The sequence below is a fragment of the Dactylosporangium sp. CA-233914 genome, assembly GCF_050942935.1.
In the GTDB taxonomy this organism is placed as follows: domain Bacteria; phylum Actinomycetota; class Actinomycetes; order Mycobacteriales; family Micromonosporaceae; genus Dactylosporangium.
This window is the reverse complement of record NZ_CP192030.1, coordinates 5,375,053-5,394,619: the sequence shown is the minus strand read 5'-3', so window position 1 is coordinate 5,394,619 and position 19,567 is coordinate 5,375,053. Positions and strand designations below refer to the sequence as shown.

Genomic DNA, 19,567 nt, shown 5'->3' with positions numbered 1-19,567 from the left:
ATGCGCATCGGTGAGGTGGCGGCGAGGACCGGGGTGTCGGTCCGCGCGCTGCGCTACTACGAGGAGCAGCACCTGCTGGTGCCGCAGCGCAGCGGCAGCGGCCAGCGGCACTACCCGGACGCGGCGGTCGACCGGGTGCAGCTCATCCAGATGCTCTACGCCGCCGGGCTGTCCAGCCGCTCGATCCTCGACCTGCTGCCGTGCGTGGACGCGCGGGCCAGCACGCCCGAGTCGCGGGCGCTGCTGCGGGCCGAGCGCGAGCGCATCGACGCCCAGATCGCGCGGCTGGCGCTGGCCCGGGACCGCCTCGACGAGGTGATCGCCTACAGCGAGGGCCCGGCGAACCAGTGCCCGGCTTTCGCCGTGCCCGTGGCTGGGTAGGACGCATCAAGCGCGGCCGGCGGAAGATCGTCACCACCTCCGGTGAGCAGGAGCTGGCCGCCGCGCTCAACGACGTCCGCGACGACCTGCGGCACCGGCGCGGGCGGCCCGAGCCGCAGGACGACGGCGAGCCGCGGTAACCGGCTCAGGCGGCTCCGCTTCCCGGCAGTCGCGCGGCGATGCCGTCCAGCAGCATTTCCAGGCCCAGCTCGAACTGCTCGCCGGGCGGGCCGGGCTCGGGGGCGGCCAGCCAGCTCGTCAGCAGCGGCACCGAGCCGTCCGCGGCGGCCAGCGCGTGCACGGTGGCGAAGAAGCCCGGCGCGCCCAGGTCCTCGAAGCGCGCCTCCTGGGCCTCCTGCATCCCGCTGCCGATGATGTGCCGGTCCAGCAGCGCGGCGAAGGTCAGCGCCCGGCCGACCGGGACCCCGCGGGCGCTGAGCACCCGCAGCATGAACTCCAGCCGGCGCATGGTGTGCGGGCCGGCCGGCGGGCGGGTGTGGACCAGCTCGGCGTACCAGCCGTGGCGCTCGGTCATCGCCCTCGTCCCCGCGGCGATGTACCGCAGGTCGTCCCGCCAGTGCGGCCCGGGTGCCGGCGGGACCGGGATCTCCGCGACCGCCGCGTCGAGCATGAGGTCGACGAGGCCGTCCTTGCCGTGGACGTACCGGTAGAGGGCCATCGGCGTGTAGGGCCCCAGGCGCGCGGCGACGGCCTTCATCGTCACGGCGGCCGGCCCGCCCTCGTCGGCGAGCTCAATCGCGGCGGCGACGACCTCCTCGCGGCCGAGGCGGCGCTGGCGGGCGGGCGGGGCGGGCAGCGCCCAGACGGGGGGATTCGCTGGTGGCATCCGCAAACTATATGCTGTACACCTGAGTATATGAACGATACTTTCCGGCTCGGCGTCGTCCGCGGGATCAGCTACGGGCTCTTCGGGCCGCCGGGCGAGTTCGTGCCGCAGGCGCGGGCGCTCGGGGCCGGGCTCGTGCGGGCGTATCTCTACTGGTCGCAGATCGAGCCGGAGCCGGGGCGCCTGGACTGGACGGCCACGGACGCGCTACTGGCCCAGCTCGAAGCCGAGCCGGGCGTCGAGGCCTGGGTGACGGTCTGCTCCAGCTCACCGTGGGCGACCCGGCAGGCCACGACGTTCCTGCCGCCGTCGCCGGCGAAGGACCCGGCCGCCTACGAGCGCTTCGCCGAGGCGCTGGTGCGACGCCTGCGGGGCCGGATTCGATACCTGCAGTGCGACAACGAGCCCAGCAACGCCGGGCTGCTGTGGGCCGGCAGCGCCGATGAGTACGTGACGCAGCTGCGCGCCCTGCACCGGGCGGCCCAAGCCTTCGACCCGGACCTGCTGGTGGTGCTCGGCGGGTGCGGGTACGACGTGCTGAGCAGCCCGCCGGACAGCGAGGCGCGCGCGTTCTTCGACCGCGTCCTGGATACCGGCCGGGACGCCTTCGACGTGTTCGACGTGCACCTGTACGGCCCGCCCGGCAACGTCCCGGACTACGTCGCCCAGGCGCGGGAGATGATGCGCCGGCACGGGTATGACCGGCCGGTGGTCGCCGGCGAGCAGGCCGGCCCGGTGCTGTTCGAGTTCCCGGAGCTCGACCCGGTGCTCACCGAAGCCTTCCAGTCGATGCCCGCCGACGCCACCGACCTCGTGGAGCTCGCCGGGCAGGACACGCCGGAGCGGCGGGCGATGGCGTCGCTGTACCGCCGCATCGACGAACTCCCGCCCCGCCTGCAGATGCTGATGGAGGGCTGCCCGGGCGAGCTGTCGGCCAAGCGCGACCGGATCGCGGGCCGGCAACTGGTGGTCCGCACGGTCCTCGCCCTCGCGGCCGGCGTGGACCGGATCGCGTACTGGAACCTGGCGCCCGAGGTGGCCGGCTACCACGACCGGTACCAGATGATGGATCTGCTCTTCGGCCGCCTCCCCCTGCTGGACTTCGCCGCGACCGGCGCCCTGACCCGCCGCAACGCGGCCGCCGGCACCTTCGCGCTGCTGGCCGGCGAGCTGGCCGGCGCGACGGCGGTCCAGCGCCGCGGCGCCGGCTACCGCGTGGAGCGCCCCGAGCGCGGTCCACTGTGGATCGTCTGGGCGGACGGCGACACCTTCGACGGCGAGGACGACGCCCCGGTGCCGGTGACCCTACCCTGGGACTCAGCGGCTGCGTCCGCCATCGACGCCTTCGGCGCCCCGGTCCCCGTGCGGTGCGACGGCGGCTCGCTCACCGTGGCGGCGACCGTGACGCCCGTCTTCATCAGCTGAGGGCGCACCCGGACGGCGGGGCGGTGGACTCGCGCACGACCAGGTGGGTGGCGAGCTGGACGTGCAGGGAGTCCGGGGTGCCGCCGCGGGCCAGGGTGTGCAGGGTGCGCAGGGCGACGCGGCCCATGTCCGCGATCGGCTGGTGGACCGTGGTCAGCGGCGGGGAGGAGAGCTTCGCGGGCTCGACGTCGTCGAAGCCGACGATCGACAGGTCCTGCGGGACGCGGCGGCCCAGCCGGCGGGCGGCCTCGAAGACGCCGAACGCGGAGCCGTCGCAGGCGGCGAAGATGGCGGTCGGCGGGTCGGGCAGCGACAGCAGGTGCAGGGCCATGCGGCAGCCGTCCGCGGCGGTGAAGCCGCCGTGCACGACCAGCGCCGGGTCGGCGTCGATGCCCGCGAGCTCCAGGGCGTTGCGGTAGCCGTGCAGGCGCTCCCGCGAGGCGGCGATCTCGGCGGGCAGGCCGGCGAAGCCGATGCGGCGGTGGCCGAGCGCGACGAGGTGCTCGGTGGCCTGGGTGCCGCCGGCGAAGTTGGTCGCCGCGACGGTGGCCAGGCCGGTGCCGTACGCCCCGGTGAGGTCGACGGACACCAGCGGCAGGCCCAGCTCGTCGACGACGCGGACCTGGCCCGCGGTGAGCGCCAGGGACACGACGACGACGCCGAGCCGGCGGCGGGTCGCGGCGCGGACCAGCCACGGCTCGCTGAGCGGGTGGCCGGGGCGGCCCTCGCGGTCGAGCACGTCGACGGAGACCTCGACGCCCAGCTCCCGGGCGGCGGTCAGGATGCCGTTGAGGACCTGCAGGGAGTACATGCTCACCATGGAGTCGAACACGACCTCGACGACGGCGTCGGCGTGCGGATCGCGCGGCCCGGTGCTGGGCACGTAGCCCAGCGCGCTGATGGTCTGCTCGACCTTGGCCCGGGTGCGCGGGTCCACGTTCGGGCGCTTGTTCAGCACCTTCGACGCGGTCGCCTTCGACACCCCGGCGGCCTGGGCGACGTCGGTGAGGGTGACGCGCGCAGGCTGCTCGCTCATGCACCCTCCAGAAACAGTTTCGCGCGTTGACAGCAGCCTAGGTTACCCATAACGTCGCTATCAACAAGAAACTCCAGGAAAAAGTTTCTTGGACCCTTCCCGGACCCCCAGAGGACGACGGATCGTGACGATCGTGACCGAGAGACTGCCGTACCAGGACGCCGCGCTGTCCGTCTCCGAACGCGTCGAGGACCTCGTCGCCCGCATGACCCTGCCGGAGAAGGTCGGCCAGATGCTGCAGCTGGACGCCCGGCTCGACCTGGCCGAGGCGGTCCTGGGCAAGACGGCCGGCTCGATGCTGCACGCCTCCCCCACCCGCATCCGCGAGGCGATGGCCATGGCCGCCAAGACCCGGCTGCGCATCCCGCTGCTCATGGCCGACGACTGCATCCACGGCCACGGGTTCTGGCCCGGCGCCACGGTCTTGCCGACCCAGCTCGCCATGGCCTGCTCGTGGGACCCGGAGCTGCTCGAGCGGGCCGCGCGGGTCGCGGCGACCGAGATCTCCACGACCGGCCTGCACTGGACCTTCTCCCCCGTGCTGTGCATCGCCCGCGACCTGCGCTGGGGCCGCGTGGACGAGACCTTCGGCGAGGACCCGTATCTCATCGGGGAGCTGGGGGCGGCCATGATCAGGGGGTACCAGGGCGAGGGCCTCGCCGACACCACCGCGGTCCTGGCCACCGCCAAGCACTTCGCCGGCTACTCCGAGACCCAGGGCGGCCGCGACGCCACCGAGGCCGACCTCACCCCGCGCAAGCTGCGCGCCTGGTTCCTGCCGCCGTTCCAGCGCGCCGCCGAGGCCGGCTGCGCCACGTTCATGCTCGGCTACCAGGCCATCGACGGCGTGCCGGTGACCGCCAACCGCTGGCTGCTCGACGGCGTGCTCAAGCGCGAGTGGGGCTTCCCCGGCACGCTGGTCACCGACTGGGACAACGTCGGGCGCATGGTGTGGGAGCAGCAGGTCTGCGCCGATGACGTCGAGGCCGCGGTGGTGGCCGTCGAGAGCGGCAACGACCTCATCATGACCACCCCGCAGTTCTTCGAGGCGGCCCAGCGAGCGGTCTCGGAGGGCCGCCTCGACGAGGTGAAGATCGACGATGCCGTACGCCGCATTCTCCGCCTGAAGTTCGAGCTGGGCCTGTTCGAGAACCCCCGCGCCGCCGACCCGCAGCGCCAGTCGGCCGTCATCGGCTGCGGCCCGCACACCGCCCTCAACCTCGAGGTCACCCGCCGCAGCCTGGTCCTGCTGCGCAACGACGGCACCCTGCCGCTGTCGGGCGAGGCCCGCCGCATCGCGGTCGTCGGCCCCAACGCCGACAACCCGCACAACCAGCTCGGCGACTGGGCCGGCGCCTCCGGCCAGGTCGACTGGATGCCCGACGGCCACCCGCGCGAGAGCATCGTCACGGTGCTGGACGGCCTGCGGGAGCTGGTCCCGGCCGGCTGGGAGGTCACCTACGCCGAGGGCGCGCGGATCGGCAGCCTCCAGCCCGACCCCGCCGGCGCGCACTTCCCCGACGGCCAGCCCCGCCCGCCGCTGTTCCAGCCGGCCCCGGCCGACCCGGCCGCGATCGCCGAGGCGGTGGCCCTGGCCGAGGCGAGCGACGCGGTCGTCGCCGTGCTCGGCGACAACGTGGCGCTCACGGGCGAGGGCAAGTCCACGGCGACCCTGGACCTGCAGGGCGGCCAGGCCGCGCTGCTGGACGCCCTGATCGCCACCGGCAAGCCGGTCGTCGTGGTCCTCATCCAGGGCAAGCCGTCCACGCTGCCGCCGTCGGCCGGGCGCGCCGCCGCGATCGTCGCGGCCTTCAACCCGGGCATGCAGGGCGGCCGGGCCCTCGCCGAACTCCTGCTCGGCCACATCGAGCCGGCGGGGCGCCTGCCGATCTCCTTCGCCCGCCACGCCGGTCAGCTCCCGGTGTACTACAACCAGATCCGCGGCCAGCACGGCGAGCGCTACGCGGACCTGACCCAGGAGCCGCTCTTCGCCTTCGGCGAGGGCCTGTCGTACTCCACCGTCGAGTACTCCGGCCTGTGCGTCGACACCGACCGGCTCACGGCCGCCGAGGTGGTCCGGGCCCGGGTCACCATCGCCAACACCGGCCCGCGGCCGTCCCTGGAGACCGTGCAGATCTACGTGAGCGACCTGGTCACGAGCGTGACGTGGGCCGAGCGCGAGCTGAAGGGCTTCCGCCAGGTCCTCGTCGAGCCGGGCGCCACGGTCGAGGTCGAGCTGGAGCTGCCGGCGTCGGCCTGCTCCCTGGTCGGCGCCGACGGCCGCCGCGTGGTGGAGCCGGGCCGTTTCGAGCTGCAGGTCGGACGCAGCTCCAAGCCGTCGGACCTGCTGCGCGCCGCCTTCGAGATCATCCCCGGCTGACCCCCGTAGACCACAGACGCCCGCGGCGGGGCATCCGGTTGCGTCGATGACGTGTCGGATTTGTCATCTTGCATCACCGTTGTCGGGCTCTTAGCGTGCCCGGATGAGCCGACTCAGGCTCCGACGACGGGAGGGCACGTGTCCATGGGGATGAGCCGCCGGGCCGCGCTGGCGGCCGGAGCGGGAGCGACCGCCGCGCTGGTCGCCGGGGGCACCGCGGCGGCCGCGCCGGCGGGGGACGCCGATCTGGCCGGGCTCGCGCCCGCGGAGCGCATCCGGCGCACGTACGCGCGGCAGAAGGCCAAGGCCGGCGGCGTCTGGTACTCGCACGTCACGCGGGTCGACGACGCCGGCGTCATGCGCGACGTGATCGCGGAGGACGCCGATCACCTCGTCAACGGGTACAGCGTGCAGAAGCTCGCGGTCGCCACCGCCGTCATGGACAAGATCGACCGGGGGCAGCTGCAGCTCGGGCAGAAGCTCGACCTGCCGGCCGACATCATCCTCGGCGGCAGCGGGATCTACTTCCTGCACACCGTCTGGGGCGACGACATCACCATCGCCAACTTCCTCACCGCGATGCTGCTCGTGTCCGACAACACGGCGGTGCGCATGTGCGGCCGGGTGGTACCAGCGCTGGAGATCAACGACATCCTCGCCGCCAAGGGGTTCGTCCACACCCGGGTCGAGCCGGTGGCCAACCCGAACCGGTTCTACCTCGGCACCACCACGCCGCACGAGATCACCGACCTGCTGACCCGCCTGGCGAACAAGACGCTGCTGAGCCCGGGCTCGTGCACGTTCCTGCTGAGCGTCCTGCGGTGGATCAACGGGTACCACGACGGCATCCGCCGCGGCATGTCCTCCGAGGAGCGCAGCCGCGTCGCCACGAAGTACGGCGCCGACTTCAACACGCTCGGCGCCGCCCGGCACGAGGCGGGCATCATGTTCGGCTCCGACGGCGCCCCGGCGCTGGTGTACGGCTTCTTCGCCGAGGGCCTGGGCGACCTCGACAACTACGGCGCGACCCACCCGGCGGTCGAGGCCCACGCGGTGCTCGGCCGCACCATGTTCGACACCGTCAAGAACACGACGATCCCGGGCGCCCGCGCCAGGACGGTCGTGCCGAAGTTCCAGCCCAGCAACGGCGGCTGAGGTAGGGACAGCCCCAGGTCCGATCCGGGGGTGCGCGGGGCTGATTCGCACCGCCGCACGCGGGATGGTCGACGCATGTCGAACTCCCCGTCTCTCGCCGGCCGATGGCATCGGCCGCTGGTGTGGATCGCCGGGGCCATGGGCGTGCTCGCGCTCGTGGCCCTCGCCGGACTCGTCCTCGACGACCGGACCGTCGGCGGGAGCCCCGCCTGGCTCAAGCCGTTCAAGTTCGCCGTCTCTCTCGGGGTGTACGCGCTCACGATCGCCTGGCTGCTACGCCACACCCGGCGGGCCCGGCGGACGGGGTGGTGGGCGGCGAGCGTCGTCGGCCTCGCCTCGGTGGCCGAGATGGCCGCGATCGTCGTGCAGGCCGTGCGCGGGCGGCCCAGCCACTTCAACCACGCCACGTCGTTCGACGAGACGGTGTGGAGCCTCATGGGCTCCACGGTCGTGGTGCTGTGGACGGCCAGCCTCGTCGTGGCGATCGTGGTCGCGCTCCAGCGCGACACCGACCCCGTGGTGCGCTCCGCGGCGCGGCTGGGCTTCGCCGTGTCGCTCGCCGGCATGCTCGTCGCGTTTCTCATGACGATGCCGACCGCGGCACAGCAGGCCGAGCTCGACCGCGGCGGCGCGCCCGCGATGATCGGGGCGCACAGCGTCGGGGTCGCCGACGGCGGGCCGTCGATGCCGCTCACCGGATGGTCGACGACCGGCGGGGACCTGCGCATCGCGCACTTCGCCGGGATTCACGCGCTGCAGGCGCTGCCGCTGCTGGCGCTGGCGCTTTCGTACCTCGCCGGGCGCTACCCGGTCCGGGCGCGGGTGCGGGTGGTGCGGGTGGCGGCGGCCGGGTTCGCCGGCCTGGTCGCGCTGCTGACGTGGCAGGCGCTGCGCGGGCAGCCGCTGCTCGAGCCGGACGCGGTGACGCTCGCGGCCAGCGCCGGGCTCGCCGTGGCCGTGCTGGCGGGAGTCGTACTCGCGCTGCGCCCCGGCACCGCTCAGCCCGCGGCCGCGTCCGGGGCGCCGAGCCAGGCGCGCACGGTGGCCTCGTCCTCGTCGGTCAGCGGGATCTGAGCCGCCTCCGCACGGCTGAGGACGTTGTTGACGAACGCGGTGCCGATCTCGGCGGGCGTGGGCGGGGGCTGGCGGTGCAGCGGGGAGCCGCCGAACGAGGTGCCGCGCACCACGAAGGCGACGGCGCCCCGGCTCACCGGGACGCCGGCCTCGCGCAGGCGGTCGCGGGACCAGCTGGTGCACTGGGTCAGGTTGAAGCGGTTCGCGCCGGCGTACCGCGACAGCGTCTCGTAGATCGAGGGCCACCACGGCTGCGGCAGGCGGGGCAGGCTCAGCTGGTCGGCGAGGCGCTCGACGGGGTCGGGCAGCGCGGCCCGCGGCGCACCGGGGGTGGCCGGGTCCGGGGCCTGGTGGCGGCGCTCGTCCCACAGCAGGTGCTGGGACATGTGCAGGCCGGGCAGTTCCAGGCTCTCCAGGGCCCGGGCGAAGGAGCCGAATCCGAACCAGTTGCTGGTGCCGACGACCGGGCCGAGCTCGTCGCGCAGGCGGTACGCCAGCGACGCCATGTTCAGCGGCGACGCCGCGGCCTCGTACTCCGCCGTGACGATCGAGCGGAACTGCGCGTAGGCGGCGTCGGCCGGGAACTCGGTGCCCACCTGGCCGGCGTCGTCGTCGAGGTCCAGGTCGACCGGCTCGCCCTGGACCAACGCGAGCAGCCGCTGGCTGTCCAGCAGCTGGTCGGCGATCGCGGTGAACGCCTCCGCCGCGTCGGCCGGGGACACGACCATCGTGCGGCGGTCGGCGCGGCGCAGGCGCTGCAGCAGCGGGGTCATGTCGGAGTCGCCGGAGGCGATGACGAACTCCTCGTAGCGGGTGTCGTCGGCCAGCGCGTCCAGGGCGTCGACGACGATACGGATGTCGGCCGCGTTCTTCGTGGCGTTGTACCGCGGGCAGTCGATCACCTCGAAGCCGGCCCGCACGAAGGACGGGCGGAAGCGGGAGAAGTACTGCCGGCTGGTCTCCCCCGCCCCGTCGCGCTGGTTCACCCAGCCGGAGGGATTGAGGTAACAGCGCTGGATGAGGAAGCGGCGCGGGGCGTCGGACAGCGCGGTCGTCAGCCGCTGCAGCCACACGCCGGGCTCGGTCGCGAACAGGACGGCGACCTCGGGGTCGAGCTTGAACAATCCGCTGTAGACGTTGTCGAAGTCGAGGAAGAACGCCGCCCGAACGTGATGCATGCTCGCAACGTACCAATCCGGCGGCCCGGCTTCGCTACGTCGCCGCGGCGGCCGGCCATCGATCGAGATCATCGTCGTTGAGGTGGTCGCCGGCGCCGACCCAGCCGCGCGGGCGCCCGGAACGGCCGCACCCCGGCCGCCTCGGCCTCCCCCGCGGCGAGGCGCACCAGCAGGTCATCCTTGATCACGCCGACGGTCATGTCGCCGCGCCCGAGAACCGCGACGCCGCCGGACATGCGCTTCTCGGCCACGCCGGCTCGGTCCCGCAGCCGGCCGGCGAGCACCTCGTCGTGCGCCACCCAGGTTCCGCGGCGCGCGGCGGGCCGGGGGCAGTGTGGGGTTGCTCACGGGCACCCCGAGACTGAGTGAACGGTCGTGAATGGCCGCTCAGTGTGTTGCTATCGTCATGCCGCATTGCATGGAGCAACTTCACTGAGCGTCATTCAACGGCTACGCTGAATGCCCGGCATCCGGATGGGGAGGGAAAAACGACCATGGTCAAGAAGATCCTCAGATGGGGCGGCCTGGCGTTCCTGGTGTTCTTCGTCGCGTACCGCCCACAGTCGGCGGCCAACGTGGTCACCTCCATCGGCGGTAGCCTCCTGGACATCGCCAACGGCTTCGGCGACTTCTTCGCCAACCTGGGCGGCTGACGGTCCGCAACTGCCGAACCACGCTGCGAGGCCACGATTTGGCCGGGTGCTGTAGCGTGGAGGAAGGACTGAGCGGCGCCGACGAGCCCGTTCCGCACGGTTTCGCGATTGGCGCACACGGCTCTATCCCAGCAGACGCACGGCCATCGCCACCCCTCGCGCGCATTGGCATTGGACGCCTTCGCACGGACGACGGCCTTCGCACGGACGACGCCTTCGCGCGGATACGGAAGCCGGAGCCGGCGCGGCGATTGCGATGCCGCCGGCTCGGGCCCGTCGCGGCTCGCCGCGGCGGCGCGGACAGGGCTCACGGCGACGCGCGCATCAGCGGGCGCCGGTCGAGGCTGACACTGAAGCCCGGCAGGCTTGTTCTGTTGCCGGGCTGACGCTGAAGCCCGGCAGGCTTGTTCTCTTGCCGGCGGCACGCGCCGCCAGGGCCCGCGCCAGCGCGATCGCTGCCCGCGGGGACGTCGCCGCCAGGCAGGCCCGCGGCCGAGCCACCGTCGCCCCGCTCCGCGTCACCGCGAACGTGGCGTGGTAGCACTCGACGCGACGGCCCGGGCCGGCGGGGATGTGCGGGGTCAGCGTGCGCCGGTCGACGCTGACGCCGACGCCTGCGGGCAGCCGAACAAGCGCCGCGGCGGCGACGGTGCGCCCATCACGCCCAGGCCGCAGCGCCCGCAGAATCCGGGCGAAGGCCGTCCCATTCCCCACAATCGCCGCGCACCGCCCACATCGCCAGGGCCGGACGGGCATCGATCTTCGCCATTCGACTATCGAGCCTCGTAGGGCAACACGGTGGACGTGATCAATGTACAGTGACGGCGTGGTCACCGCGCCGACAACTACGGGGAAACCCCAGGCGGATGACTACTGCCACAAACGCGGGCCCGGCGAGGTCCGGTGCTTTTACGTCATCAACCCCGCGTCGCCGCACGGTGAGTGGACGCTGCGGGCGATCGTCAAGCCCGCGTTTCTCGCTCTGGGTGCCGATTATGGACTTTCGGTCGAACCACTCGCCTTCGGCGAGCTGCCGCCGCCCCGGCCCGATCTCATCACCTACGTCGTCTACGGGCCGACGGACCCGCTGCTCATGAGCAACGGGGAGCGACGATATCTGGCGGCGCTCGCGGGCGCCGGGTTCCGCACGAACATCATCTCGGCGTACGAGCTGGCCGCGGACGGGCGGGACCGGCCCGGATACGAGCAGGCGGCCGACGCCGTGCCCGAGCTGTGCGACGAGCTCGACGTCAACGCGATCTACCCCGACGAGATCGACCGGGTTCGGCGGATCCGGACGAACACGTGGCAGGACGTCTACGTCAACGCGATCGGCGAGACCATCCGGGTGAAGTACCGGCCGACGCGCAGCCTCGACCTCGGGGACCTCGCGGTGCGGCAGCGGCTGGTGTCCGAGCACGCCGCGGAGGTCGCCGAGCTGGCCCGGCTGCACCGGGAACACCGGCTCTGGCAGCGTAAGCCCTGGACCGACGGCTCCATCATGTTCACGCACGACGGCTACTGGTTCACGTCGCAGACGGTCATCGACAAGACGCTCATGACGTCGGCCGACTTCGATCTCATCACGTCGTACGACGAGGGGGCGCGGGCGCTGACCTACGCGGGGCCGCGGCTGCCGAGCTCCGACGCGCCGGAGTTCCTGACGCTCAGCTCGATGCTGGGCATGCACGGACGGCGGCCGCGGCTCATCGTGCACTTCCACCACCGCGAGCTGACCCGCGGGGAGCGGTTCCGGGAGCTGGTCACCCCCGCGACCGTCGAGAGCGGGCAGTTCGCGGCCGGGCGCCGGTTCTTCGCGCAGCTGCGGACCCGCAACACGGACTGGTTCATCATCCGCGAGCACGGCATGGTCTGGATCGGCGACTCCGTCGCGCAGTTCGCGGCCTACGTGCGGCGCGTCCTGCCCGGCTGAGCGTCACAGCGGCCGGGACGGCTCGGGCTCAGGCTCGGCCGGCTCGGCCGCCGTCACCTCGGGCCGCAGCGGGTCGGGCGCGGCCTCGTGGCGGCGGGCCAGCAGCAGGAACGGCAGCGCCACCACCTGCAGCAGGCCGGCGAGCACGAACGGCGTCGAGTAGCCCCACACGTCGGCCGCGCGGCCCAGCGTCGGCTGCAGCACCACGCCGCCGCTGGAGGCGACGAGCGAGTCGAACGACAGCACGGTGGCGCGCTGCCGGGTGGGGACGAGCTCGTTGAGGTACGCCTGGCGCGCGGGCTGCATCCCGGCGGTGACGAGGCCGTACGCGCACAGCATCGCGATCGCGGACGGCACGTCGCCCGCCATGCCGAAGCCGGCCAGGATCGCGCCGTTGAGCAGGACGCCGGTGATGAGCGCCGACATCCGCCACCGGAACAGCGAGCGGAACGCCGAGGCCAGCAGCCCGCCGAGCATCTGGGCGGCGGCCTGCAGCGCTGCGGCGACGCCGAGCAGGCCGTAGGCGTGCTGGTCGCCGGCGAGCTGCAGCAGGTACGGCTTCATCGTGAAGGCCACGAAATAGCCGACGCCGGAGGCCACCCAGGCGCCGAGCATGACCCAGCGGATCGCGGGGCGGCGCCAGCCGTACCGCACCGACGCGGCCAGCACCCGCCGCAGCTGCGCGGTGAGCGGCCCGGCGCGCCTGGGCGTGAAGCCGACGTCGTGCATGAGCCGCCAGGCGACGCAGGTGAGCGTCAGCAGCAGCCCGGCGCGCACGAGCACGGGCACGCCGATGTCGGTCAGCTGCGCGATGAACGCGCCGGACAGGGAGCCGGTGAGCGTGCCGATGCCGCCGTAGACCTGGGCGCGGGCGAACACCGACTCGAGCGTGCCGTCGAAGTCCAGGAACCGCAGCGCGTCGACGAGCCACGCATCGGTCGCGCCGGAGAAGAACGTGAACCCGATGGCGAGCAGGACCGAGACGACCGCCCAGCTCCCGACGCCGGCGTGCAGGCGCCAGGCGAGCCAGTACAGCAGCGTCGTGACGAACAGGGTGACCCCGCCGAGCAGGTAGGCGGCGCGGCGGCCCCAGGTGTCGGCGATCGTGCCGGTCGGCACCTCGAACAGCGCGTAGCCGAGCGTGAAGCACGCGTTGGCGGCCAGCGCCTCGGTGTTGGACAGACCCGCCTGGAACATCAGCAGCGAGTTGATGCCCCAGATGAACGAGACCGCGAGCGCGTTGAGCAGCACCAGCACGAGGTAGGTGCGCCGCACCTGGCGGATCGCCATATTCATGGACGTCAGTCTATGGCAGCTCGGGGCCGCGGAAGGCCCCCGGCGAGGAGCCGGTCGTCGGCCCGGGCGTGCGCCGCGCACAGCGCACGAGCACGGAGACCACCGCCACGTCGGCGAGCCGAAGCCTGGTCACGTCGACCGAGCACGTCCTCGCAGTTTCGCGGCCGTCCAGGCCATGTCCGCGATGACGCGCAGGCCCGGATAGCCCTCGCCGCGCACGCGCTCGATCATGGCCCGCCACCCGCCGGCCAGCTACGTCCGGCCGGCGGGCTGGACCGTCAGCTGCCGGCTGTGCAGGGCGGCCCGCGCCCGGGGCCTTCTTGGCTGGTGCGTATCAGTTGGTTGCGTTGAGGCGCTGGAACGCCAAAGCGGTGGGCACCACGGTCATCATCGCCACACGACCCAGCCGCCGCGGAGCGCTACGGCGTCGTCCACCACGTCCGCGACGGCTGGACTACACCCGGTCGGAGACGGCAGGTCCTTGACGGCCCGGTTCCGTCACCTGTTGCCGATCGAGGACAATGGGATGCCGAAGACGCTGCGGCGGCCGTCGTACTCGGTGAGCGTCCACACCCGGCTGCCCTGCGGCTGGTAGGTCAGGTCCTCGGGACCGCCCAGTCGGACGCTCGTGTACCGGCTCGACGTGCCGACCGTGGCGCGGTGGATCCACGCGGGCCGGCGGTTGAACTCGCTGCTGGTCAGCACGAACTCGGGCTTGTCGCCGTGTGTGATCGCGCCGTTGACGTTGGCCCGGGACGTCACGTATGCGGCGCTGGAGGTCACGGCCGGTTTGCCGTCCTTGCCGAGGTTCCACCGCACGATCCGTGCGTTGGCCGGCCTTGGGGAGTGGACCCCGTCGCGGTCCTCCTTGTACTCCGCGGTGACGAGCGAGTTCGGCGAACTGGTGCGGTCCAGGCTGATCGACGAGATGCGAAGCGAACGATCGGGCGTGTAGTAGCCGATCTGCGGGATCGCGTACCGGTAGTCCGCCGCGTACGCCTTCCCGTCGTCCATGCCGATCTTCCTGTGTGAGCTGTCGGCCCGGGTGCGCCAGATGTTGTGCAGGTCGAAGACCCGGATCGCGTCGGTGTCGGCGACGTACAGCCGGTAGCCGACCCACGCGATGCCGCCGACGTGGGACTTCGCCGCGTGGAAGCTGCCGTCGCGGTCCGGGACGACGAGTAGCACGTGCCGGTACTCCGGCTTCCCCGGCTCGTCGTAGTTGACGAAGGTGATCCGGCTGCCCCGGTTGGTTCCGTCGACGCCGCGATCGTCGTACCAGGTGGTGGCGATGACCTGGTGGCCGTTCCACCGGCCGTCGGCGTCGGCGTCCCAGGAGCCGGTGAGTCCCTGCGGGATCCAGGTGGTGCCGGCGTTGTCCTCGTCGTTCCAGCAGAACTGGACCGAGTCGGCCGTCGGTGGCACCCCGCACGGCGCCTTGGCGCTGTGGTTCACGTCCTGGATGACGTCCGTGCGGTGCACGTTGGGGATCTTCCCGTTGAGATCGGCAACGGCGTCGGCGAACGTGTCCGAACGGTCCTCCAGCCTGTAGGTCTGTACCGATCCGGAGATCTCGGTCGGCTGGAAGTCCACCCGGTCGTCGACGGTAGCGGTGTGTCGCACGAGTTCCCTCCCGGATGCGGGCGATGGCCCGGCCGTCACTGCGGCGGCGCTGAACGCGGCGACTGCCGTCAGGCTGGCCGCCGCAGTGGGCGAAACGACGTGATACATGAGACTGCTCCGATGCGTTCTACTGCTTTCCACTGCGGCGGCTGACGTTGAGCGCGATCGCCGCGACGATCACAATGGCGATAACGGAGATGATCCATCCAGCTTTGTCCATGGCGACCCTTCCCGTCGGGGGCGGCTTCAACCCCGCCCATTACCCAGGCCGCGCGGAGCCATGCACAGATCCCTCGATTGAAACTTCACGTCGCGATCACCTTCCTCGCGAGGTACTCAGGCCATGGGCATCACGCGCGCGACGCGGATCGACGTGCTGTTCGCGCCGGCGGCCGGGTAGGCGGCGCTGCCGTCGGCGTAGGACTTGAACGCCTGGTAGTTGTGGTCCTTCACGCCGATCGTGAACTGCGCGCCGACGCCGGCCCCGCTGCCTGCGTCGTACACCTGCGCCGCCATCGACGAGCCGGACTCCCACGCCAGCAGCATGCGGCCGGAGCCGTACGTCACCAGGTGCGGATGCGCCGTCTTCGCCGCGGTTTTCACCGTCGAGTCCGAGGCGCCGGTGCCGAAGTGCTCGAGCCGGGCCTGACCGCCCTGGCTCCACGCGGTCCAGTAGCCGGAGCTCTTCGCCAGCACCAGGTCACCGCCGAACAGGGTGCCGTCGCAGGTGCCGGCGGCGACGGTGCGGTACGGGTGCGGCTGCGCGATGCGGCAGTTGTTGTCGGTCGCGCAGACCATCGCGAAGCGCCCGGCGCGCGGGTCCCACACGATGCGGGTGCCCCAGCTGTGGCTGCAGCCGACCTCGAAGCTGTCCTTGTGCCCGGCGACCAGGCCACCGCTTGCGTTGACGACCTGCATGCGGTCGCCCTCGTGGATGTCGACGCACGATCCGTTCGCCACGGTGATGGCGACGCCGAAGTACGCCGCGTAGTTGCTGCCGTCGGAGGCGAGCCGCCCGTGGTGCTGGTACCACCACACGAACCGGGCCCCGTTGTCGTAGCCGCCGAGGTTCGAGCCGAGGTTCGTGACCTGCCGCTCCCACACCTGCTTGCCGTTGTTGTCGAACCGGATCATGTGCATCGTGTTGCAGGGACTGGAGGATCCGCCGCACAGCGGGCCGTCGTGGCACTCGCCCTTGCGGGTCAGCAGGAGCACGCCGCCATTGGCGTCGGCGGAGACGTCCTGCAGGTCGATGCCGTCGAAGCTGCTCGGCGTGCCGGCGAGCTTGTCGTCGCAGCCGAGCTTGCCGAGGTACACCTTCCCGTTCGTGCCCAGCCACGCCAGCCACGAGCCGCCGTTCGGCGTCGCCGCGATCGCCATCGGCAGCGGGTCGGTGTCGCCCTCGCGGGCGTAGCCGGTGACCGTGGTGCCCACGTTCACGTCGGTCACCCGCACCACCGGCGCGGCGGAGGCGGCCCGGCCGCACGGGCCGGTCGGCTTCGCCGAGGCGCTGGCCGACGCCGAGCCGCTCGGCATTGCCGAGGCGCCGGCCAGGCCCGCCGCGAAGTCACCGTCCGACCGGCTTGCGGCCGCTTGTTCGGCCGCGGTACCGCTGGTGCCCGCCGGAGGTCCGGCGGAGCATGCGGCGACGGCGCCGATGGTCGCGGCGAGAGCAACACCCGCGACGGCGGCGATGACGACCCGCCGCCGGGAGAACAGACCTGGGTTCACGCGAGCGAATGTTAGGAGCAGCCGGCCGCCGGAAATCGCTCTCCGGCGGCGGCAAAGTGAAACTTAAAGGAGTCCAAAGTTGTGAACTGTCACAACTGAAAGTTTCATTGGTTCCAGACCTGAAACTCCGCGAGCTGCCCGGCCGGCCAGCCCGTGTTCGCCGTGACCGTGACCCGCCAGTACCGCTGCGTCGTCGCGGGGAACGTCAGCGTCACGGTGTTGTTCGACGACGGGTTGAACGGGTAGCTGTTCGCGCCGGCCACGGTGGTGAACGACGAGCCGTCGCTCGACGCGCTCAGGGTCAGCGTCTGGCTGCGGGCGCCCCACGACGGGGGCAGTTGCAGCACGACCTTCGACGCCGAGCGGGCCGAGCCGAGATCGACCTGGACCCACTGCGGGAACGCGTTGTTCGCGCTCTCCCAGTAGCTGCCCTGGTTGCCGTCGGTCACGTTGCCCGAGCCGTACACCTGGGTGTGCGACGACTCCGACGTGGGCCGGCCGGCGGCCAGGTTCGTCGGCGTCGGGTTGGCGCCGCCGGCGGTGAACTGCAGGCTGTTGAGGTTCCAGCCGCCGGTGTCCTGCGCGAGCGTGAACACCTGCTGCCCGGCCGGCAGGGTCAGCGTCGCGGTGGCCGTCGACCACGCCTGCCAGTCGCCGGTCGCCGGGATGTTCACCGCGCCGGTGAGGTTCGCGCCGGAGGCGCCCGCCAGGTGCAGCGCCCCGGTCACGGCGCTCGGCGCGGCGACGCGCAGGCTCAGCGTGTACTGCCCGGCGGTGGCGACGTCGACGGTGTACTTGAACCACTGCCCGCCGCTGGTCCAGCCGAGGTTGTACCCGCCACCGGTGTCCGATGTGGACTCCAGGTCGACGCCGTCGGCGCGGTAGCCGTTGGCGCTGCCGTTGACCGAGGTGACGTTGTACGCCAGGCCCGGCCCGCCGGTGTCGTAGTTCTCCGCCTGCACCGTGCCGGGGATCGCGGCCGGGGTGCCGCCGTAGGGTGCCTGGACCGGGCCGCCGCCGCCCTGCCAGCTGTTGCCGCTCAGCGTGGCGGCGAAGCCCGCGGAGTTGTTGAGGTACGCGCTCGCCCCGGCCTTGAGTCCGCTCACCGTGTTGCCGGTGATGCTCGCCGAGCCGCTCGGCGCCGGGTAGAACGGCGGCGCCACCACGACCCCGTTGCGCCCGGGGTCGGTCACGGTGTTGTTCTGCAGCAGCGTGTTCGTCGACGTGGAGAACCCGATGCCGTCGTAGAGCGCGCCGGCGACGGTGTTGTTGCTGACCGTCACCCGGTCCACGACGCCGACGTTCTGCCCGTCGCCGCCGTTGCCCACGTGCAGCGCCGGCTGGCCCTGGCTGTAGCCGTTGCCTCCGGAGCGGGTCACGACGTTGTTGGCGACGGTCGCGCCGAGCAGGTCGTTGCCGTTGACGCCGAACCGGCCGGCGCCGAGGCCGATGTAGCGGGCGGTGTCGGCGATGGCGTTGTACTGCACGTCGTGGCCGCTGCCGCCGTAGATTCCGATGCCCTTGCCGCCCCACGGGGCGATGATCGTGTTGTGGGTGAACGTCACGTTCGCCATCGGGGTGTAGTACGTGCGGTTACCGTTGTCGTCGGTGTTGTAGTTGACCGAGTTGATGGCCATGGCGTCGTCGCCGGTGCCGCGCACGAAGTTGTTCGTCGCGCTCAGGTTGTTGCCGACGGAGTTGTTCAGCGAGACGTTGTTGAGGTTGATGCCGTCGGCCCAGATGCTTGTCAGGCGGCTGTTGCGCACGGTGCCGCCGGTGCCGGAGGCCCAGAAGCCCGACAGCGTGTGCTGGGTCCAGATGTTGTCCGCGACCCAGTTCGTGCCGGTGGTGTCCATCGCGCCGCCGGCGCCGTCCGCGGTGGCCCGGCTGGTGGCGTTGGAGTCGATGTGGAAGTCCTTGACGGTGCAGGAGGTGAGGTCGAAGACCGCGCCGAGGGGCGTGGGGTTCGGCAGCGGCACGGCGCGGTAGATGGTGCTGTACCAGGGCCCGGCGCCCGCGATCGTGATGCCGGTCGCGTGCAGGTTGGTGGTGCTCTTCAGGTAGAAGGTCCCGGACGGGATCCACAGCGTCCGGCCCTGCGACTGCGCCTGGTTGATGCAGTTCTGGATCGCGCCCGTGCTGTCCACGCTCGCGTTGTCGGCGACGGCGCCGCAGGAGGTGACGGAGATGGAGTTCGCCGGCTGGGCGATCGGCGCCGGGTTCTCCACGTCGACGACGTCGATGTCGTAGTACGCGGCCGTGTTCGCCGCGTCCTTCTGCAGCGCGAACGTCGCCCCGGGCGCGATCGGCGCCCCGGTGACGAACGCCCGCACCTCGTCGAAGAACACCCGCGGGTTGCCGTCGGCCGGGTTCTGGTCGGCGCTGTCGTTGTAGTGGTTGTTGCCCTCGTACACCCACGTCTGGTCCGAGCGCAGGTTCAGCGCCTGCCGGTAGGCGCCGTCGACGTAGAGGTTCAGCGAGGCGGTGATCCCGCCGCCGCCCGGGGCGTCGGGGATGCTCTCGCGCACCACGATCGCGCTGATCGGGCGCCCGGTCGTATTGGTCCACTGCACCTTCTGCCCGGTGGCGGCCAGGTGCACGTAGGCGTGTCCGGACGCCTCCAGGGCGGCGCTGGAGTACTGCGTCGTCGGCGCCGCGGTCAGCGACACCGTCGTCGCACCTCCGCCCGGCGTGCCGGCCTCGGCCTCGTAGCTGGTGAACGGCGTGGTCGCCCCGGCGGTGACGGTGGCGGCGGGGGCGGGCGGCGCGGCGGCGAGCCAGGCCCCGGCGAGCACGGCGACGGCCACCGGCCCCACCGCGAGACGCACCGCACGCATCGATGATCGCGCCATGAC

The 19,567-nt window shown here is 72.1% G+C and carries 17 protein-coding genes and 1 pseudogene; 8 read left to right on the top strand and 10 right to left on the bottom strand.

All coding sequences use genetic code 11. From position 1 onward, the window contains the following. Together ACQPY0_RS23745 and ACQPY0_RS23740 are read left to right on the top strand one after the other, a co-directional pair. Entirely contained in the window at positions 1-381 is a 381-nt protein-coding gene (locus ACQPY0_RS23745) for a MerR family transcriptional regulator (RefSeq protein ID WP_432992587.1), read from the top strand. 14 nt (positions 382-395) lie between these two features. Then, positions 396-521: pseudogene (locus ACQPY0_RS23740) on the top strand (HPF/RaiA family ribosome-associated protein); the annotation flags it as partial. Positions 522-526: 5 nt separating this feature from the next. On the opposite strand, the gene ACQPY0_RS23735 reads toward ACQPY0_RS23740, so the two are convergent. Further along, positions 527-1,228: a TetR/AcrR family transcriptional regulator gene (locus ACQPY0_RS23735; protein ID WP_432992584.1), complete on the bottom strand. Its 702-nt coding sequence runs from the start codon at positions 1,226-1,228 to the stop codon at positions 527-529. A gap of 30 nt (positions 1,229-1,258) precedes the next feature. On the opposite strand from ACQPY0_RS23735, the gene ACQPY0_RS23730 reads away from it, so the two are divergent. After that, positions 1,259-2,653, top strand: a complete 1,395-nt coding sequence (locus ACQPY0_RS23730; protein ID WP_432992581.1) for a hypothetical protein — start codon at positions 1,259-1,261, stop codon at positions 2,651-2,653. Here the strand turns inward: ACQPY0_RS23730 and ACQPY0_RS23725 are convergent. Next, positions 2,646-3,689, bottom strand: a complete 1,044-nt coding sequence (locus ACQPY0_RS23725; RefSeq protein WP_432992578.1) for a LacI family DNA-binding transcriptional regulator — start codon at positions 3,687-3,689, stop codon at positions 2,646-2,648. The genes ACQPY0_RS23730 and ACQPY0_RS23725 overlap by 8 nt on opposite strands. 133 nt (positions 3,690-3,822) lie before the next feature. Here ACQPY0_RS23725 and ACQPY0_RS23720 point away from each other — a divergent pair, with 133 nt between their 5' ends. The 3 genes from ACQPY0_RS23720 to ACQPY0_RS23710 all read left to right on the top strand — a co-directional run bounded on the left by ACQPY0_RS23720 (position 3,823) and on the right by ACQPY0_RS23710 (position 8,298). Then, on the top strand, positions 3,823-6,069 hold the full coding sequence (locus ACQPY0_RS23720) for a glycoside hydrolase family 3 N-terminal domain-containing protein (RefSeq protein WP_432992575.1): 2,247 nt from the start codon (positions 3,823-3,825) through the stop codon (positions 6,067-6,069). Positions 6,070-6,213: 144 nt separating this feature from the next. Beyond that, entirely contained in the window at positions 6,214-7,224 is a 1,011-nt protein-coding gene (locus ACQPY0_RS23715; RefSeq protein WP_432995362.1) for a serine hydrolase, read from the top strand. Between the two features lie 75 nt (positions 7,225-7,299). Beyond that, entirely contained in the window at positions 7,300-8,298 is a 999-nt protein-coding gene (locus tag ACQPY0_RS23710) for a hypothetical protein (protein WP_432992572.1), read from the top strand. Here ACQPY0_RS23710 and ACQPY0_RS23705 read toward each other — a convergent pair. Continuing rightward, on the bottom strand, positions 8,223-9,476 hold the full coding sequence (locus ACQPY0_RS23705) for an NYN domain-containing protein (protein WP_432992569.1): 1,254 nt from the start codon (positions 9,474-9,476) through the stop codon (positions 8,223-8,225). The genes ACQPY0_RS23710 and ACQPY0_RS23705 overlap by 76 nt on opposite strands. A 68-nt stretch (positions 9,477-9,544) precedes the next feature. Beyond that, positions 9,545-9,775: a hypothetical protein gene (locus ACQPY0_RS23700; RefSeq protein WP_432992566.1), complete on the bottom strand. Its 231-nt coding sequence runs from the start codon at positions 9,773-9,775 to the stop codon at positions 9,545-9,547. A gap of 195 nt (positions 9,776-9,970) precedes the next feature. On the opposite strand from ACQPY0_RS23700, the gene ACQPY0_RS23695 reads away from it, so the two are divergent. After that, positions 9,971-10,129, top strand: a complete 159-nt coding sequence (locus ACQPY0_RS23695; RefSeq protein ID WP_432992564.1) for a hypothetical protein — start codon at positions 9,971-9,973, stop codon at positions 10,127-10,129. A 324-nt stretch (positions 10,130-10,453) separates the two neighbouring features. On the opposite strand, the gene ACQPY0_RS23690 is transcribed toward ACQPY0_RS23695, so the two are convergent. Beyond that, positions 10,454-10,843: a hypothetical protein gene (locus ACQPY0_RS23690; RefSeq protein WP_432992561.1), complete on the bottom strand. Its 390-nt coding sequence runs from the start codon at positions 10,841-10,843 to the stop codon at positions 10,454-10,456. 112 nt (positions 10,844-10,955) lie between these two features. On the opposite strand from ACQPY0_RS23690, the gene ACQPY0_RS23685 reads away from it, so the two are divergent. Further along, positions 10,956-12,062 (top strand): hypothetical protein, encoded by a 1,107-nt coding sequence (locus ACQPY0_RS23685; RefSeq protein WP_432992558.1) that lies wholly within the window; start codon positions 10,956-10,958, stop codon positions 12,060-12,062. 3 nt (positions 12,063-12,065) lie between these two features. Here ACQPY0_RS23685 and ACQPY0_RS23680 read toward each other — a convergent pair whose 3' ends face one another. From ACQPY0_RS23680 to ACQPY0_RS23660, 5 genes are all read right to left on the bottom strand, one after another. Further along, entirely contained in the window at positions 12,066-13,358 is a 1,293-nt protein-coding gene (locus ACQPY0_RS23680; RefSeq protein ID WP_432992555.1) for an MFS transporter, read from the bottom strand. Between the two features lie 10 nt (positions 13,359-13,368). Further along, positions 13,369-13,491, bottom strand: a complete 123-nt coding sequence (locus tag ACQPY0_RS23675) for a hypothetical protein (RefSeq protein ID WP_432992552.1) — start codon at positions 13,489-13,491, stop codon at positions 13,369-13,371. Between the two features lie 365 nt (positions 13,492-13,856). After that, the gene (locus tag ACQPY0_RS23670) at positions 13,857-14,981 is read right to left on the bottom strand and encodes a hypothetical protein (protein WP_432992549.1); all 1,125 of its coding nucleotides are present in this window, start codon (positions 14,979-14,981) and stop codon (positions 13,857-13,859) included. 336 nt (positions 14,982-15,317) lie between these two features. After that, the gene (locus ACQPY0_RS23665) at positions 15,318-16,712 is read right to left on the bottom strand and encodes a hypothetical protein (protein WP_432992546.1); all 1,395 of its coding nucleotides are present in this window, start codon (positions 16,710-16,712) and stop codon (positions 15,318-15,320) included. A gap of 104 nt (positions 16,713-16,816) precedes the next feature. Continuing rightward, on the bottom strand, positions 16,817-19,549 hold the full coding sequence (locus tag ACQPY0_RS23660) for a galactose-binding domain-containing protein (protein ID WP_432992543.1): 2,733 nt from the start codon (positions 19,547-19,549) through the stop codon (positions 16,817-16,819). Between the last annotated feature and the right edge of the window lie 18 nt (positions 19,550-19,567).

Coding starts and splice junctions, on each gene's coding strand:
- ACQPY0_RS23745 (WP_432992587.1), top strand. CDS start 1: ATGCGCATCGGTGAGGTGGCGGCGAGGACCGGGGTGTCGGTCCGCGCG.
- ACQPY0_RS23735 (WP_432992584.1), bottom strand. CDS start 1,228: ATGCCACCAGCGAATCCCCCCGTCTGGGCGCTGCCCGCCCCGCCCGCC.
- ACQPY0_RS23730 (WP_432992581.1), top strand. CDS start 1,259: ATGAACGATACTTTCCGGCTCGGCGTCGTCCGCGGGATCAGCTACGGG.
- ACQPY0_RS23725 (WP_432992578.1), bottom strand. CDS start 3,689: ATGAGCGAGCAGCCTGCGCGCGTCACCCTCACCGACGTCGCCCAGGCC.
- ACQPY0_RS23715 (WP_432995362.1), top strand. CDS start 6,214: ATGGGGATGAGCCGCCGGGCCGCGCTGGCGGCCGGAGCGGGAGCGACC.
- ACQPY0_RS23710 (WP_432992572.1), top strand. CDS start 7,300: ATGTCGAACTCCCCGTCTCTCGCCGGCCGATGGCATCGGCCGCTGGTG.
- ACQPY0_RS23705 (WP_432992569.1), bottom strand. CDS start 9,476: ATGCATCACGTTCGGGCGGCGTTCTTCCTCGACTTCGACAACGTCTAC.
- ACQPY0_RS23695 (WP_432992564.1), top strand. CDS start 9,971: ATGGTCAAGAAGATCCTCAGATGGGGCGGCCTGGCGTTCCTGGTGTTC.
- ACQPY0_RS23680 (WP_432992555.1), bottom strand. CDS start 13,358: ATGAATATGGCGATCCGCCAGGTGCGGCGCACCTACCTCGTGCTGGTG.
- ACQPY0_RS23660 (WP_432992543.1), bottom strand. CDS start 19,549: ATGCGTGCGGTGCGTCTCGCGGTGGGGCCGGTGGCCGTCGCCGTGCTC.